This is a genomic window from Curvibacter sp. EU05-FHT14A10 (assembly GCF_058791075.1).
The window spans coordinates 295,625-309,713 of record NZ_JBYTDE010000008.1 but is presented as its reverse complement, the minus strand read 5'-3'; the positions used below and the strand labels follow the sequence as shown (position 1 = coordinate 309,713).

The 14,089-nt window shown below is 67.3% G+C and carries 14 protein-coding genes; 6 read left to right on the top strand and 8 right to left on the bottom strand.

Annotated elements, in window-relative coordinates:
• Nucleotides 1-40 precede the first annotated feature (40 nt).
• The 3 genes from aroQ to AC3WUT_RS17725 all read left to right on the top strand — a co-directional run bounded on the left by aroQ (nucleotide 41) and on the right by AC3WUT_RS17725 (nucleotide 2,413).
• Nucleotides 41-487, top strand: coding sequence for a type II 3-dehydroquinate dehydratase (gene aroQ, locus AC3WUT_RS17735; protein WP_492348395.1), 447 nt, complete (start codon nucleotides 41-43; stop codon nucleotides 485-487).
• A 69-nt stretch (nucleotides 488-556) separates the two neighbouring features.
• Nucleotides 557-1,507, top strand: coding sequence for an AEC family transporter (locus tag AC3WUT_RS17730; protein WP_492348394.1), 951 nt, complete (start codon nucleotides 557-559; stop codon nucleotides 1,505-1,507).
• Nucleotides 1,508-1,582: 75 nt separating this feature from the next.
• Entirely contained in the window at nucleotides 1,583-2,413 is an 831-nt protein-coding gene (locus AC3WUT_RS17725; protein WP_492348393.1) for a KilA-N domain-containing protein, read from the top strand.
• Here the strand turns inward: AC3WUT_RS17725 and AC3WUT_RS17720 are convergent, their stop codons facing one another.
• From AC3WUT_RS17720 to AC3WUT_RS17710, 3 genes are all read right to left on the bottom strand, one after another.
• Nucleotides 2,414-3,250, bottom strand: a complete 837-nt coding sequence (locus AC3WUT_RS17720; RefSeq protein WP_492348392.1) for a shikimate dehydrogenase family protein — start codon at nucleotides 3,248-3,250, stop codon at nucleotides 2,414-2,416.
• Nucleotides 3,251-3,302: 52 nt separating this feature from the next.
• Nucleotides 3,303-4,364, bottom strand: coding sequence for a Gfo/Idh/MocA family protein (locus AC3WUT_RS17715; protein WP_492348391.1), 1,062 nt, complete (start codon nucleotides 4,362-4,364; stop codon nucleotides 3,303-3,305).
• Between the two features lie 123 nt (nucleotides 4,365-4,487).
• Nucleotides 4,488-5,879 carry an MFS transporter gene (locus AC3WUT_RS17710; RefSeq protein WP_492348390.1) on the bottom strand — a complete coding sequence of 464 codons (1,392 nt, stop codon included), beginning with the start codon at nucleotides 5,877-5,879 and terminating at the stop codon, nucleotides 4,488-4,490.
• Between the two features lie 229 nt (nucleotides 5,880-6,108).
• On the opposite strand from AC3WUT_RS17710, the gene AC3WUT_RS17705 reads away from it, so the two are divergent.
• The 3 genes from AC3WUT_RS17705 to AC3WUT_RS17695 all read left to right on the top strand — a co-directional run bounded on the left by AC3WUT_RS17705 (nucleotide 6,109) and on the right by AC3WUT_RS17695 (nucleotide 8,859).
• On the top strand, nucleotides 6,109-6,879 hold the full coding sequence (locus AC3WUT_RS17705) for an IclR family transcriptional regulator domain-containing protein (protein WP_492348389.1): 771 nt from the start codon (nucleotides 6,109-6,111) through the stop codon (nucleotides 6,877-6,879).
• Nucleotides 6,880-7,075: 196 nt separating this feature from the next.
• Entirely contained in the window at nucleotides 7,076-7,960 is an 885-nt protein-coding gene (locus AC3WUT_RS17700) for a 4-hydroxyphenylpyruvate dioxygenase (protein WP_492348388.1), read from the top strand.
• 11 nt (nucleotides 7,961-7,971) lie between these two features.
• Nucleotides 7,972-8,859: a sugar phosphate isomerase/epimerase family protein gene (locus AC3WUT_RS17695; RefSeq protein ID WP_492348387.1), complete on the top strand. Its 888-nt coding sequence runs from the start codon at nucleotides 7,972-7,974 to the stop codon at nucleotides 8,857-8,859.
• Between the two features lie 272 nt (nucleotides 8,860-9,131).
• On the opposite strand, the gene AC3WUT_RS17690 is transcribed toward AC3WUT_RS17695, so the two are convergent.
• From AC3WUT_RS17690 to AC3WUT_RS17670, 5 genes are all read right to left on the bottom strand, one after another.
• Nucleotides 9,132-9,887, bottom strand: a complete 756-nt coding sequence (locus AC3WUT_RS17690; RefSeq protein WP_492348386.1) for an IclR family transcriptional regulator domain-containing protein — start codon at nucleotides 9,885-9,887, stop codon at nucleotides 9,132-9,134.
• A 109-nt stretch (nucleotides 9,888-9,996) separates the two neighbouring features.
• Nucleotides 9,997-10,800 carry a sugar phosphate isomerase/epimerase family protein gene (locus tag AC3WUT_RS17685; RefSeq protein ID WP_492348385.1) on the bottom strand — a complete coding sequence of 268 codons (804 nt, stop codon included), beginning with the start codon at nucleotides 10,798-10,800 and terminating at the stop codon, nucleotides 9,997-9,999.
• Between the two features lie 10 nt (nucleotides 10,801-10,810).
• Nucleotides 10,811-11,437 (bottom strand): NIPSNAP family protein, encoded by a 627-nt coding sequence (locus AC3WUT_RS17680; RefSeq protein WP_492348384.1) that lies wholly within the window; start codon nucleotides 11,435-11,437, stop codon nucleotides 10,811-10,813.
• Between the two features lie 53 nt (nucleotides 11,438-11,490).
• Entirely contained in the window at nucleotides 11,491-13,212 is a 1,722-nt protein-coding gene (locus tag AC3WUT_RS17675) for an FAD-dependent oxidoreductase (RefSeq protein ID WP_492348383.1), read from the bottom strand.
• An 18-nt stretch (nucleotides 13,213-13,230) separates the two neighbouring features.
• Entirely contained in the window at nucleotides 13,231-14,058 is an 828-nt protein-coding gene (locus AC3WUT_RS17670; protein WP_492348382.1) for an IclR family transcriptional regulator, read from the bottom strand.
• Nucleotides 14,059-14,089: the final 31 nt, after the last annotated feature.

Genomic DNA, 14,089 nt, shown 5'->3' with positions numbered 1-14,089 from the left:
CTGATCACCACCCGATTCAAGCAACACAGAAAGACAAGCGATGAAGATCCTCATGCTGCACGGCATCAACCACAACATGTTCGGCAAGCGCGACCCCAAGCAGTACGGCACCATCACGCTCGAACAGATCGATGGCCAACTGCAAGACCTGGGCCGCGAGCTTGGTGCCGAAGTGGTGAGCTTCCAGACCAACCACGAAGGCGCGATGTGCGAGCGCATCCACCAGGCCTACGAGGAAGGCATGGACGCCGTGCTGATCAACGCCGGTGCCTGGACCCACTACAGCTACGGCATCCGCGACGCACTGGCCATCCTGACCGTGCCGGTGGTCGAGTTGCACATGTCCAATATCCATGCGCGCGAGGCCTTCCGCCACGTCTCGGTGTTTGCCGAGATCGTGAAGGGCCAGATCTGCGGCTTTGGCGTGGACAGCTACTTGCTGGCCTTGCGCGCCGCCGTGTCAGCCGTACAACAAGCCCAAACCTGATCCCATTGATTTTTTCTCAGCGCCCGCCGGCCGAAGCCCGCGGGCGCTGAGCCGTTTTCAGCCTCCCACATGCTCGACATCCTGGCCATCACCGGCCCCATCTACATCGCCATCGCCCTGGGCTTTCTGACCACGCGCGCCGGCCTGTTCAGCAAGCCCGACATGCGCCTGTTCGGCAAGTTCGTGGTCAACCTGGCCTTGCCGGCCATGCTGTTCAATGCGCTGGCCAAGCGCCCGATCGGCGAGATCCTGAACACCGGCTACCTGGTGGCCTACCTGGTGGGCTCATTGGCGACGATGGGGCTGGGCTATGCCGCCTGGCGCCGGCTGGGTCGACACTCCGCCTTGCAAAGCACCTGCTACGCCATGGGCATGTCGTGCTCGAACAGTGGCTTTGTGGGCTTTCCGATCCTGGTGCTGACGCTGGCGCCCGTGGCCGGTGTGGCCCTGGCCCTGAACATGGTGGTGGAGAACGCCTTGATGATCCCGCTGCTGCTGGCCATGGCCGAGCGCGCGCGCGGCCACGCCACGGGCTGGCGGCACATGCTGATGGACACCAGCCGGCGCCTGATCACCAACCCGATGGTGATCGGCCTGCTGCTGGGCTTTGCGGTCTCGCTGTCGGGCCTGCACCTGCCGACTGCCCTGGAACGCAGCGTGGGCCTGTTTGCCCAGGCCAGCAGCGCCTTGTCGCTGTTCGTGATCGGCGGCACCCTGACCGGGCTGTCGTTTGGTCGCCTGCTGCGCCAGGTGGCCCCCATCGTGGCGGGCAAGCTGCTGCTGCACCCCCTGGCCGTGCTGGCCGCAGCATCGGCCCTGCCTCTGATCGGGCTGTCGCCACTGGCGCCCCAGCTCAAACTGGCCGCCGTGCTCAGCGCCGCCATGCCCATGATGGGCATCTACACCATCCTGGCCCAAGCCTACGGCGAAGAAGACACCGCCGCCGCATCCCTGCTGGCTGGTACCGTGGTCTCGTTCTTCACGGTCAGCGGCTTGTTGATGGCGTTGCACACGGTGTGAGGCCGACGAACTGCCTGATCCAAAGATCAGGCTGCCCGCCCTCAATCATTCAGGCATCCCCGAATGGGCACTGCCATGAACACACGCAACATCAACGTCAAAGGGACCGCCGTCACGATCACCTCAAGGCATCAGCAAGACTACATTTCGCTGACCGACATGGTGAAGGGCTTCGAGGGGGGCAGCGCCCTGATTGAACAACGGCTCAAAAACAAGGACACCGTCTTGTTTCTGGGTGTTTGGGAACAGCTCAACAACCCAGGTTTTAATTCCCCCGAATTCGAGGGAATTAAAAATGAGTCCGGTCGAAACAGCTTTTTCCTATCTGCCAAGAAATGGATCACCAGCGCGGGCGCCATCGGGCTACACGCACGCGCCGGACGCTATGGTGGCACCTGCGCTCACAAAGACATTGCTTTCGAATTCGGCTCCTGGCTCAGCCCTGAATTCAAGCTCTACCTCATCAAGGAATTCCAACGCCTCAAAGACGAGGAAGCCCGCAGCCAATCACAGGCCTGGAACGTGCAGCGGACGCTGGCCAAGGTCAACGACAAGATCCACACCGATGCCATCCAGGCCCACCTGATGCCACCGCGCATCACGCCGGAGCAGGCACGCACCCTCTACGCCAGCGAAGCCGACCTGCTCAACATGGCCCTGTTTGGCCTCACGGCAGCCCAGTGGCGTCAGGGCCATGCCAAGAGCGGCGACAACCTGCGGGACACCGCCACCCTGGAGCAGTTGGTGGTGCTCTCCAACCTGGAGAGCATCAACGCGGTGTTCATACATCAGGGCCTGGGTTCGGAGCAGCGCCTGGCCCAGCTGAACGCCATCGCCATCACCCAGATGCGTTCGCTGCTGGGACTGGCCGATTTGCGGGCCCTGCAGGGGCCGCCCCCGGCCTGATCAGTACTGGATCTGCGCCACGGCGCGCAGTTGCTCCGGGGTGGCACTGCCGAAGCCGAAGAACTCCAGGTAGGCCGGGATCATCTCGAACAGCATGTCGGTGCCCAATTGCACCGGGCAGCCCTTGGCCAGCGCGGCTTGCAGCAGCGGGGTGTAGGCCTGCTTCATGACCACTTCGCCCACAAAGGTGCCGGGGGCGATGCGGTCCACATCAAAGGGCAGCGGGTCGCCTTCCTTCATGCCCAGGGGCGTGGCATTGACGATCAGCTCGAAACCGGCCGGGTCATTCGAGCCCGTGCTCACCTTGAGCGCGGGGTAGTGGGCTCGCAGGCGGCCGGCCAGGGCCTCGCAAGCGGCGGTGTTGAAATCGAACAAAGCCATCTCCGCCACGCCAGCCGCTGCCAGCGAGGCGGCAATGGCCGAGCCGACGCCGCCGCAGCCGGACACCAGCACGCGCCGGCCGGTCAGGGCAAAGCCCTTGCGTTCCACGCCGCGCACAAAGCCGGCGCCGTCGAACTGGTCGCCCAGCAGGCTGCCGTCGGGCCGCAACAGGATGGCGTTGCAGGCGCCCGCGATGCGGGCCGTGGGGGTGGCCTCATCCACCAGGTCCAACGTGACGACCTTGTGCGGCATGGTGATCAGGGCCCCGTGCAGATTGGTGAAGCGCCGCAGCACCTGCAGCGTGGCACGGTAGTCGTCAGCCCTCACGCCCATGGGCACCACCACCGCGTCGATGCCTTGCTGCTCGAACCAGGGGTTGTAGATCATGGGGGCCTTGAAGCTCTCGGTGGGGTAGCCGATGTGGGCAATGAGTCGGGTTTTTCCGCTGATGGGCATGTCAGTTCCAGGGGGCAAAAGGGTTCGAAGGGGATCGAGATCAGGGCTAGGCTCAGAGGCCTTCAAGTGCCACGGTGCGTTCTTCGCGCGCACTCAGGGCCAGCGCTTCGAGCGTGGCCATGTTGTCCAGGCTGCTTTGCCGCGCACGCTCGAACAGCGCCCGGTCGCCATGGGCCAGCGCCTGGGCAAAGGTTTCGGCGGCAAAGCGAAAGCCGCTGCCTGTGGGACAAGAAATCTCTTCAAACGGCAGGCTGTTGGCCACGCCGCGGCGCAGGCGCAACTGGCTGGGCAGGTAGCCCCAGGGGTTGTCGCCCGGGGCCTCAGCGGTGTGGTTGAGGTATTCGGTCTCAAGCGTGCCCAAACTGCCCATCACGGTGGCGCGGCGGTGGTTGGCCGTGTCCATGGCACAGGAGAGCTGAGCGCGGCGGCCATCGGCGTAGTACAGGGTGGCGCTGGTGCTGATGTCGACGCCGCTGTCGCTCCAACTGGCATCGGCCCGCACGCGCTGGGGCGCACAGCCCATCACCGAGCGGATCAGGCTGAGGGCGTAGCTGCCGGCGTCCAGCAGTGCGCCGCCGCCCAGCTCGGGCTGCAGGCGGATGTTGCCCGTGCCCTGGGCCACAGTGAAGCCAAAGCAGGCCTGCACGCTGCGCACCTCGCCCAGCACCCCCTGGCTCAACAAGCCCAACAGGGCCTGGTTCTGCGGCTGAAAGGCATAGGGGTAGGCCTCCAGCAGTTGCACGCCGTGCCGTTCGGCTGCATCGAACATGCGGCGCGCCTGGGCCACGCCCAATGAGAGGGGCTTCTCGCACAGCACGTGCTTGCCAGCCTCAGCGGCGCGAACAGCCCATTCGGCATGCAGGCTGTTGGGCAGGGGCAGGTAGATGGCATCCACCGTGCCGTCGGCCAGCAGGGCCTCGTAGCTGCCATGGGCCCGAGCGATGCCGAGTGCCCCGGCAAAGGCCACCGCTGTCTCCAGCCGGCGGCTGGCCACCGCCACCACCTGCACGGCCGCGCAGGAGGCGGTGTCGCGCACAAACTGGCGGGCAATGTGGGCGCAGCCCAGGATGCCCAGGCGCAGGGTTGACGGTTCAGAGGAGAGGGGGTGGGTCATGGCGGGGCTCCGGTGAAAGGGCCGCCGGGCCAGAAGCCGGCAGCCGGGATCCATGAAAAAAGGCCCGCCCTGGGCGGGCCCTGGGGCCAGCGCCCCCTGCCGTGGCAGGGGGTGTGGCGGACATCAGCGCTTGGCCGTGGCCAGGGCCTGTGCGCGGGCCTTGTCGTAGTCCGCGGTGGACACCGGGCTTGCGTCGGGCTTGCCCAGGTCCTTGGTCTGCAAGCGGTAGGTTTCGCGGGCCGACCAGGCCGCCAGCGAGGCGATCACGGTGATGCCCAGGGCGATGGCGCCCACGGTGGTCGGGATGTCGGCGGCGCCGGGCGGGGCAACGGCAGCAAACAGGGCCGGCAGCAGGGCCGTGATCATGGTGCCCACGTTCTGCGAAATGGCCATGGCCGTGACCCGGGTGCGGGCTGGGAACAGCTCGGGGTAGAAGCTGGGGAACACGGCGTTGTAGCCTTGGTACACCACGCCCCACATCAGCAGCGACATCACCACGGCCAGGGGCACGTTCTTGGTGCTGATGGCATACAGGTACACAAAGGACAGCAGACCGGCACCGATGGCGCCCACGATGATCGGCGGGCGACGGCCGATGCGGTCGGACAGGTTGCCGACAAAGGGGATCACCAGCACCGCCACGATGTTGCCCAGCACCGGAATCCACAGGTACACGCTCTTGTCAAAGCCGACGCCATAGCCCGGCTGCACCGCGTACGCGGCACCGAACACGGTGGTGACCACGGGGATCACATTCATCAGGGCCATGCAGACCACGCGCAGCATGTTGGGGCCACTTTCGGCAAAGGCCTGCACCACCGGGGCACGGGGCACGACACCTTGCTTGGACTCTTCGGCAAACACCGGGGTTTCCTCGACTTCGCGACGGATGTAGTAGCCCACGATGATCACCACAAAGCTCAGCAGGAAAGGCACTCGCCAGCCCCAGCTGTTGAATTGCTCGCTGGGCAGGTAATAGGCCAGGGGCAGGAAGATGGCCGCCGCCAGGATCTGGCCGGCCTGCACGCCTTGCAGGGTGAAGCTGGCGTAGTAGCCACGACGCCCCATGGGGGCGTGCTCCAGGATCATCGAGCTGGCGCCCGAGATCTCACCGGCCACGGCAAAACCTTGCACCAGGCGCATCAGCACCAGCAGTGCCGGGGCCCACAGGCCGACCTGGTCGTAAGTGGGCAGCAGACCCACGGCCATGGTCGACAGGCCCATCAGGAACATGCACAGCACCAGCACCTGCTTGCGGCCATGGGTGTCGCCCCAATGGCCCAGAAAGAAGGCACCGATCGGACGCGCCACGTAGCCCACGCCATAGGTGGCCAGCGACGCCACGATGGCCACGGTCGGGTTGCCCGAGGGGAAAAAGATCTGCGGGAAGATCAGCGAAGCGGCGGTGGCGTAGATGAAGAAGTCGTAATACTCCAGCACCGAGCCGATCCAGCCGCTGGCGGTCGCTTTCTTGGTTTGTTGCAAGCCGTGCGCAGCGGCTTTTTGATCAGACATGGATGTCTCCAATCGTCGGTTGTGTTGTCGAATGCCGTCCAGAGGCACAGCGTGCTCACACGGCTGCGCCCCGGACACATCGAGGCGGCCGGCAAGCCGCTTCGGGGTGGAGGCGAATGTAGGTGGCGAGGCTTTGAAATGCCAGTGCCTACCCCCATAACGCGTGCGATGATCGAACGCTGCTGTGCGCCAATGAATCACAATAGGGGTTTCACCCGAGGTCACCCTGATGAGTCAGCCCCCCGCCATCGACCGCCAGCACCTGATCGAAGGCCTGGGAAAAGGCCTGCGCGTGCTGGAATCGTTCTCGGACGAACACCCACGCCTGACCGCCACCGAGGCGGGTGAACTGGCCGGCCTGACCCGAACCGCCGCACGCCGCTACCTGCTGAGCCTGGTCCACTTTGGCTACGCCGACACCGACGGCAAGCACTACTGGCTGCGCCCGCGGGTGCTGCGCATCGGGCAGACCTACCTCGAGTCCGCCCGCCTGCCCCGGCTGGTGATGCCTTTTCTGCAGCGCCTGTCGATGCAGACCGGCGAGACCGGCAACCTCAGCGTGCTGGACGGCCACGACGTGGTGTACCTGGCCCGCAGCAACTCGCCGCGCGTGCTGTCGATCGGCTTTCACACCGGGGCCCGCATCCCCGCGCACTGTGTGTCGCCCGGACCGGTGCTGCTCAGCAGCCTGGAGCCCCCGGCGCTGGCGCATTGGCTGCAAGAACACGATTTCAGCCGCTTCACGGCCAACACCATCACCTCGCAGCAGACCTTCGAAGCCTCGGTGACGCTGGCCCGCCAGCAGGGTTATGCCGCCACCGACCAGTTCATCAATCTGGGCATCTGCGGCCTGTCGGTGCCCCTGGTCAACCGCAAAGGCAGCAGTGTGGGGGCCCTGAGCCTGACCTTCCAGCGCGAGGCCTACCCCGCGGACACGTCGTTGCACAAGCTGCTGCCTGGACTCAAGGAGATTGCCGAAATCTTGCGCGGCCTGGTCTGAGTCGGCGCTCGACAAGCCTCTCGCCCGGAAAATTCTGGGCGACTATCGCGCAGTTCGCGCGCCAGACGATTGATCTGGGCGCCAGGCCCGACTTTCGTCGCAGTCCTTGGCAGCATTGGCGGCATACTCGCCCCATCGCCCTGCCAACGGCCGTATCAGGCCCCTGGACGGGCTGTTGCGAACCGAAGAGGACCGAATGACCCCACTTGGCACCGACCGCGAAGCCGTGCCCGACATGCCCAATCGCCTCGGGCTGAACGGCATCGAATTCATCGAATACGCCACCACACGCCCCCAGGCCCTGGGCCATGTGCTGGAGACCATGGGCTTCAAGCCGATCGCACGCCACCGCTCGCGTGAGGTCATGCTGTACCGCCAGGGCAGCATGAACCTGATCGTCAATGCCCACAGCGAGGACGCCCGCGTCAGCGCCCTGCTGGACGAAAAGCCCGTCATTTCGGCGGTGGCCTTCCGCGTCAAGGATGCCTTGCGGGCCCACACCCGCTGCGTGGAACTGGGGGCCTGGCCGGTGCCCAGCCATGCCCAGGCGATGGAGCTGCACATCCCCGCCATCCATGGGCCCGGCGGCAGTCGCATCTACCTGGTGGACCGATGGACCGAGTTCTCGATCTATGACATCGACTTCAAGCCCATCCCGGGTGTGGACCAGCACCCGCCGGCCCTGGCCGGCCTGGACTACTTTGGCCTGGTGCAGTACGTGGACCCGGGTCGCAGTGAGGACTGGATCCGCTATTACGAGACCATGTTCGACTTCAGCACCGTGCCCGAAGACGAGCGCTACGGCATCCTGCCCAAGGGCAAGGTTCTGAAGAGCCCCTGCGGCCAGTTCATGTGGCAGTTGATCGAACCCGACCCCTGGATGGAAAGCGACCGCGCCCCCGAGAACCTTGAACGCATCGGCCTGGGCACCCCCGATGTGGGCCAGGCCGTGACCCTGCTGAAAAGCCGAGGGGTCGAATTCATCGAAACCAGCAGCCTGCACCCCGAAGACCGCGGCGCGCTGACCCGGCGCGAACTGGGCTCGGTGTCCTTCGAGCTGGTGCACCGCACACGCGAGTGACAGAGGCCGCCATGACGATGTTTGAAAGCTACAGCCTGGACAGCCGCACCCTGGCCGGCCCGCTGGAGGCCCGGCTGACGGCCATCCGCCAGGCCGGCTTTGCCAAGGTGATGCTGGACGCCCGCGACGTGGTCAGCCACCCCGGTGGCGTGGCCGGGGCCGTGGCCGCCCTGCGGGCCAGCGGCCTGCGCCCGGCCGGCCTGCAGACCCTGCACGACTTTGAAGGCCTGAGCGGGCCGCTGCACCAGTACAAGGTCGAAGTGGCCAAGGGCATGCTGCAGACCTGCGCCCAGGTGGGGGCCCCGCAGCTGCTGGTCAGCGCCAGCACCCTGCCCCAGGCCAGCACCGACCTGGCCCGACTCGCCGCCGACCTGCACAAGCTGGCCATGCTGGCCGTGCCACTGGGGCTGCAGGTGGCCTACAAAGCCCTGTCCTGGGGCCAGAGCGTGCGTGGCTTCCTGGATGCCTGGGATGTGGTGAGCGATGCCAACTGCAGCAACCTGGGCCTGTGCCTGGACGCCTTCCACATGTTTGCCAACGGCGACTCGCTGGACGACCTGATCGAACTGGAGCCCGAGCGCATCTTCCAGGTACAGCTGTCCGATGTCATCGGTGCGCTGCCCGAGCCCGCCGCCCCCGACCCCTCGGCCCGCAGCCTGCGCGTGTTCCCCGGCCAGGGCGCCCACAGCGAGCAACTGGCCAACCTGGTGCTGCGCCTGGCCCGCCTGGGCTACACCGGCGACTACAGCCTGGACGTGAGCAACGACGACTACGCCCAACTCCCCGCCCAACACGTGGCCGCCCAGGCCCGCCAAAGCGCCAGTTGGCTCAACGACGACGTGCTGCACCGCGCCGCCCCCCTACCCCACTGGACCCGAACCACCACGGGTGCGCGCTGAAGCGCTGCGCGCCCGCCGTCGGATCAGACCCAGGAATCCGAAGCGCTCGTACGGGCCCACGACGCCCGATAGCACCGCGGTCTTAACGTTCAGAAGGCTGCGGAGCAAGCCATGCCAGCAGACACCGCGGAGCTGGCTTTGCCAGGCCGCGGGTGTCGCCCCTTGGGGGCTGAACCCTGCGGCTCCAGGCCTGCCTGCGCAGGGCTGGACAGGGTGAAGAGCGTCCGCGTCTCGCGGCCGCACGTAGGCGCCGAAGGCGACTCAGGGGGGGGTCACAACACTTGTTGCAACTGCATCGCCACGTCGGTGACCCGCGGCAGCAGACGCGCCACCATGGCCTCGCGGCTCTGGTGCATGGTCATGGTGGCGCCCACCGCGCCCACGCATTCACCGCGCCGCGTCTTGATCGGCACGGCAAAGCCGCGCAAGCCCGAGCTGAGCTGCTGCTCGGCCACCCAGTAGCCCAGCTCGCGCGCGGCGTCCACATCGCGGCGGAACACCTCGGCATGGGTGGGCGTGTTGGCGGTGAAGGTGCTGAACTCGTGCTCGGCCACCCAGGCCTCCATGGCGGCCGGCTCCCAGGCCGACAGGATGGCCGGCCCCGGCGTGACCACGTGGGCCGGCACGCGGGCCCCGACCGGAAACCCGATCGTCACCATGCGGTTGCTCTGGCTGCGCGCCAGGTAAACCACCTCGTGCCCGTCGAGCACACTGAAATTGAAGTTCTCGCCGCACTCGGCCGCCAGCCGCTGGATGAAGGGCAGCACCAGCCGGGGCAGGCGCGCCGCGCTGAGGTAGCTCTGCCCCAGCATCAGCACCCGGGGTGACAGCCAGAAGCGCTTGCCATCGGTCGCGGCATAGCCGAAATGCACTAGGCTCAGCAGGTAGCGCCGCGCCGCCGTGCGCGAAATGTCGGCCCGGATGGCGGTTTCAGAAGCCGTGAGCCGGGCATGCTCGTCGTCAAAGGCCTCAATGACCCGCAGCCCCTTGCCCAGGCCGTCGATGATGTTCTTGCGCGCAACTTCCATCACCGATTCTGTGCCGGGCGTCTCGGGCCTGGCCCTTGGTGATATCCCTCAAAACACCCGGCTGGCGCCCAAATTGCGCGCATGTCGCGCACCCCCCCACCAGGAACCGTCACTCCAATGCAGAACGGCTGGCCGCCAAAGCCGCACGCGCCCAGGCGGTCTGGCCCAGGCGCGCCACCCGCACCTGGTGCGGCACCTCGACACTGATGGGCAGCTCGGCCGGCAGGGCGGCAAACATGCCGGCCAGGTCGATCACGCCTTCGCCGGGTAGCTGGCGCTCGCAACGGGCCGTGTGGATCATCTGGGGCACCGTGAGATCGGGCCCGCCAGGGGCGTCGCAGATCTGGGCGTAATGCAGCAGCTCGCGTGGCAGGGCGCGCAGGTCGTCCAGCGTGGTGCCGGAGCGCCCCACATGGATCGCGTCGACCAGAATGCCCGCCGCCTGGGGGGTGCCGGCGGCCTGCACCACGCGCAGCGCGGCGCGGGCATCGGGCACCGCGGTCCAGGGCATGAACTCCAGATCGCAACTCAAACCATAGGGCGCCGCCAGCTCGCACAGGCGGGCATAGCCCTCGACCAGCCGCGCCTCGTTCGTGTCGTCGCCAGCCACCAGCAAGGCCTTGGCCTTCAGCGCCGCCCCCGCTTCAAGCAAGGGGCGGTAAGTCAGGGCATCAAAGCCCTCACCGATGCGGATGATCTCCAGATCGAACACGCCCACGCCGGTGTCGCGTTGGGCCGCCAGCGTCTCGCGCTGCTGCTGAGGATCGTACAGCCAGGTCTGGAAGGGCCCGCCGGGGCCGTTGGGCAACAGGCGCAGGCCCACGTGGGCATAGCCCAGCTCCGCGGCCAGCCGCAGCATGGCGGCCGGGGTGAGTGAGCCCGCCGTCAGGTAGGCCAGAGAGTAGGTCCGCATGGTGTTGACCTCATTTCAAGGGCGACACCGCCGTGGGCAGGGCGATGGTCGAGACCATCTGCGTGCTCAGGTGCGCCGGGCCCCCCTTGGGCGGCCAGATGCCCTGGGCCACCGCATCGGCACGGGCCTGACTGCGGGCATCCAGCGTGGGGTAGGCCCAGATGTTGGTGAAGCGCAGTGGGCCGTCGAGCGCCACCATGGCCACCACGCAGGGCGACAGGGCCTCGCGCGCGGGCACATGCTGCGCCCACAGGTCGATGGTGGGCTGCACGCCACCGGGCTTGATGCCATAGGTGCGAATCTCATACACCGGCCCCACGATGCCCGACTCGGCGCTGGGGCGCACTGGCTTCATCCAGGGGAAGCCGCGAAAGCTCTCCAGGCTCAGGCTCTGGTACAGATCACCGCAGCCGAAGGGGCTGGCGCTGTTTTGCGTGCGCTGGCGCTCGGCTTCGAGCGTGGTCAGATCGGCAAAGCCGCGCAGCACGATCATGCGGTTGAGTTCACCGATGTCGGTGGTCCAGCAGGCCAGCAGTTCGCCCTGCGCTTCAGGCGCGTTGGTAAACGCCTGCACCTGGGTGGCCGCCTGGCCGGCGGTGCCGAAGGGAAGAGTCAGGGTAGCGAGTTCGTAGTACATGGACAGACCAGTGGAGTGTGAATCAAGGAAAAAAGCCCGCGGGCTGCGCGCCCTCAGGTCGGCAGGGCCACGCCCGCCGCATGGTGGGCCGCGATGAAGCCGAAGGTCATGGCCGGCCCCAGGGTGATGCCGCCACTGGGGTAGCAACCGCCCATGAGGCTGTTCATGTCATTGCCAGCGGCGTACAGGCCCGGAATGGGCAGGCCCTGGGCATCGAGCGCCTGGGCATGGGCGTTGGCACGCAGGCCGGCGAACGTGCCCAGGCTGCCGGGCAGCACCCGCACCGCGTAGAACGGGCCGTGCTGCAGCGGCGCCATGCAGGGGTTGGCGGTGCCGGCAGCCGCATCACCCTGGATGCGGTTATAGGGGCTCTCGCCCTTGGCAAAGTCGGTGTCGCGCCCTTGTAGTGCGGCGGCGTTGTAGTGCTGCACCGTGGCCTGCAAGCCCGCCGGATCGATGCCGCAGGCCCGGGCCAGTTCGGCCAGGGTGTGACCGCGCAGCAGGTAGCTGCGACGCAGCCAGGGGCCCAACGGCATGGGCGCGGGCTTGACCGCCCCCAGACCGTAGCGACGGATGAAGCGGTGGTCACACACGAGCCAGGCTTGCACCGTTTGGCCTGCTAGCATGGCGGCCAGCAGCGCACTCATGAAGTCGTGGTACGAGTCGGCCTCGTTGACAAAGCGCCGGCCCGCCGCCGTGACCGCGATCAGGCCGGGCTTGGCCCGTTCGATGAGGTGCGGAAAATGCGCCACCGAGCCATCGGCGCGTGGCACCAGGGACACCGGGGCCAGTGCCGCGGCACTGCGCAGGTCACGCGCCACCACGGCGCCGGCCGATTCACCCAGGCGCAAACCATCGCCCGTGTTGCCACGCGAGGCGGCCGACCAGTGCTCGCGTCCGCTGGGGGCATGCGGCAGCAATTCGCGCTTGCGCGCCTCGTCGTGTGGAAAGCCGCCACAGGCCAGCACCACGCCACAGCGGGCGCGCAGGGTTTGGTTGCCGTCGGGGCCAGCGGTCTGCACCCCAGCCACGCGCCCGCCCTCGATCAGCAGGCGCCTGACCGGGGTGTCGACCCGGATCGTCACGCCGGCCTCGATGGCCGAGGCCGCCAGCGCGCCCACCAGGGCATTGCCATTGACCAGTCGCATGCTGCGCCCATGCAGCAGGCCATCGCGCCAGTAGCGCAACACCAACCCGGTCACATGCCAGAACGAGCGCGGGCTGCGCAGTGCATTCAGAAAATGCCGCAGTTCAGCCCCCGAGGCAATGCCCATGCCCCAGAGCGTGGTCTCGGCCAGCGGAGGCTTGAGGCGGTCGATGTGGCGGCCCAGGCGGCGGGCATCAAAAGGGGCTGCACAAACCGAGCGTCCGCCCAGCGCGGCCGCCGGACTGAGGCCATGGAAGTCGGGTATGCCGTTGCCATCGATGAACTGCAGCGCGGTCTGGCGCCGGAAGAACTCGACCATGCGCGGCCCCTGGTTCAGGAAGGCGCTCACGCGCGGGGCATCAAACTGCTCGCCCAACTCGTGGCGCAGGTAGGCCTCGGGCAGGGCCGGGTCTTCGTCGATGCCGGCGGCGCGCGCCAGCGGGTTGCGCGGGATCCACATCCAGCCGCCCGACCAGGCGGTGGTGCCACCGTACTGGGGGTCTTTCTCCAGCACCAGCACTTTCAGGCCCAGGTGCGCCGCAGCCACGGCGGTGGCCAGCCCTCCGGCCCCTGAACCCACCACCAGCAAATCGACATCGGCGTTGGAAGAGGAACTGGCGGGGTTCATGCAGGCGTGGTGGGGCCCTCAGGCCGCGTAAATGGGTTTGGCACCTGCCGCGGCGCGCACGCCCTGGGCAGGTTTGCTGAAGAAAGGCGAGCTGCCGCTGGCAGCCGCCAGTTGGGCGGCGCAGGCCTGGAGCTCATCGCCCAGGGCCTGCATGCGCTCGGGGGTGAAGCGCACGGTCGGGCCCGCGATGCTGAGCGTGCCCAGCGGTGGCTGGCCATGCAGGCGGATCGGGGCGGCCATCGCATTGAGGCCGGCGGTGTAGGTTTCACAGGTCAGGCTGTAGCCGCGCTGGCGCGTGGCCTGCACCTCGGCCATCACAGCCTGCAGGCTGGTGGGGGCATTGGGGCCGTATTTGCCGGGCTCACCCAGCCCTTGCTGGGCCAGCAGGGCCAGGGCTTCGTCGTCGCTCAGGCCCGACAGCCAGGCCAGGCCCGAAGACGAACAGGCCAGCAAGGCATCGCTGCCCATGTCGGGGTCATAGCGCAGGCCTTGGCGTGCCCCCTGGGCACGGGCCACCCAGGTGAGGCGGTGACCGTCGACCACGGCCAGGCGCACCAGTTCCCCCGAAATCTCGGCCAGCCGGTCCAGCAGGGGCTGGGCGATGTCGACGATGCCCGTGCTGCTGAGGAAGGACAGGCCCATGGCCACCAGCTTGGTGGTGAGCATGTAGTCACCATGGTCGCGCAACTGGCGTACATAGCCACAGCGCACCAGATCGGTCAGCAGGCGGTGCACCGCGCTGCGCGGGATGTCCAGGCGGTCGGCGATGACGGCCAGTTCCAGCCCGTCGCCATGCTGGGCCAGCAGTTCAAGAATGCCCAGGGTTCTTTCCAATACGCCACTCATTGCTCAACACTCCATGCGGGAAGGAGCCCGA

What these genes read in the sequence shown, in the direction of transcription:
- aroQ (WP_492348395.1), top strand. Translation starts at nt 41, where the DNA reads ATGAAGATCCTCATGCTGCACGGCATCAACCACAACATGTTCGGCAAG.
- AC3WUT_RS17730 (WP_492348394.1), top strand. Translation starts at nt 557, where the DNA reads ATGCTCGACATCCTGGCCATCACCGGCCCCATCTACATCGCCATCGCC.
- AC3WUT_RS17725 (WP_492348393.1), top strand. Translation starts at nt 1,583, where the DNA reads ATGAACACACGCAACATCAACGTCAAAGGGACCGCCGTCACGATCACC.
- AC3WUT_RS17720 (WP_492348392.1), bottom strand. Translation starts at nt 3,250, where the DNA reads ATGCCCATCAGCGGAAAAACCCGACTCATTGCCCACATCGGCTACCCC.
- AC3WUT_RS17715 (WP_492348391.1), bottom strand. Translation starts at nt 4,364, where the DNA reads ATGACCCACCCCCTCTCCTCTGAACCGTCAACCCTGCGCCTGGGCATC.
- AC3WUT_RS17710 (WP_492348390.1), bottom strand. Translation starts at nt 5,879, where the DNA reads ATGTCTGATCAAAAAGCCGCTGCGCACGGCTTGCAACAAACCAAGAAA.
- AC3WUT_RS17705 (WP_492348389.1), top strand. Translation starts at nt 6,109, where the DNA reads ATGAGTCAGCCCCCCGCCATCGACCGCCAGCACCTGATCGAAGGCCTG.
- AC3WUT_RS17700 (WP_492348388.1), top strand. Translation starts at nt 7,076, where the DNA reads ATGACCCCACTTGGCACCGACCGCGAAGCCGTGCCCGACATGCCCAAT.
- AC3WUT_RS17695 (WP_492348387.1), top strand. Translation starts at nt 7,972, where the DNA reads ATGACGATGTTTGAAAGCTACAGCCTGGACAGCCGCACCCTGGCCGGC.
- AC3WUT_RS17690 (WP_492348386.1), bottom strand. Translation starts at nt 9,887, where the DNA reads ATGGAAGTTGCGCGCAAGAACATCATCGACGGCCTGGGCAAGGGGCTG.
- AC3WUT_RS17685 (WP_492348385.1), bottom strand. Translation starts at nt 10,800, where the DNA reads ATGCGGACCTACTCTCTGGCCTACCTGACGGCGGGCTCACTCACCCCG.
- AC3WUT_RS17680 (WP_492348384.1), bottom strand. Translation starts at nt 11,437, where the DNA reads ATGTACTACGAACTCGCTACCCTGACTCTTCCCTTCGGCACCGCCGGC.
- AC3WUT_RS17675 (WP_492348383.1), bottom strand. Translation starts at nt 13,212, where the DNA reads ATGAACCCCGCCAGTTCCTCTTCCAACGCCGATGTCGATTTGCTGGTG.
- AC3WUT_RS17670 (WP_492348382.1), bottom strand. Translation starts at nt 14,058, where the DNA reads ATGAGTGGCGTATTGGAAAGAACCCTGGGCATTCTTGAACTGCTGGCC.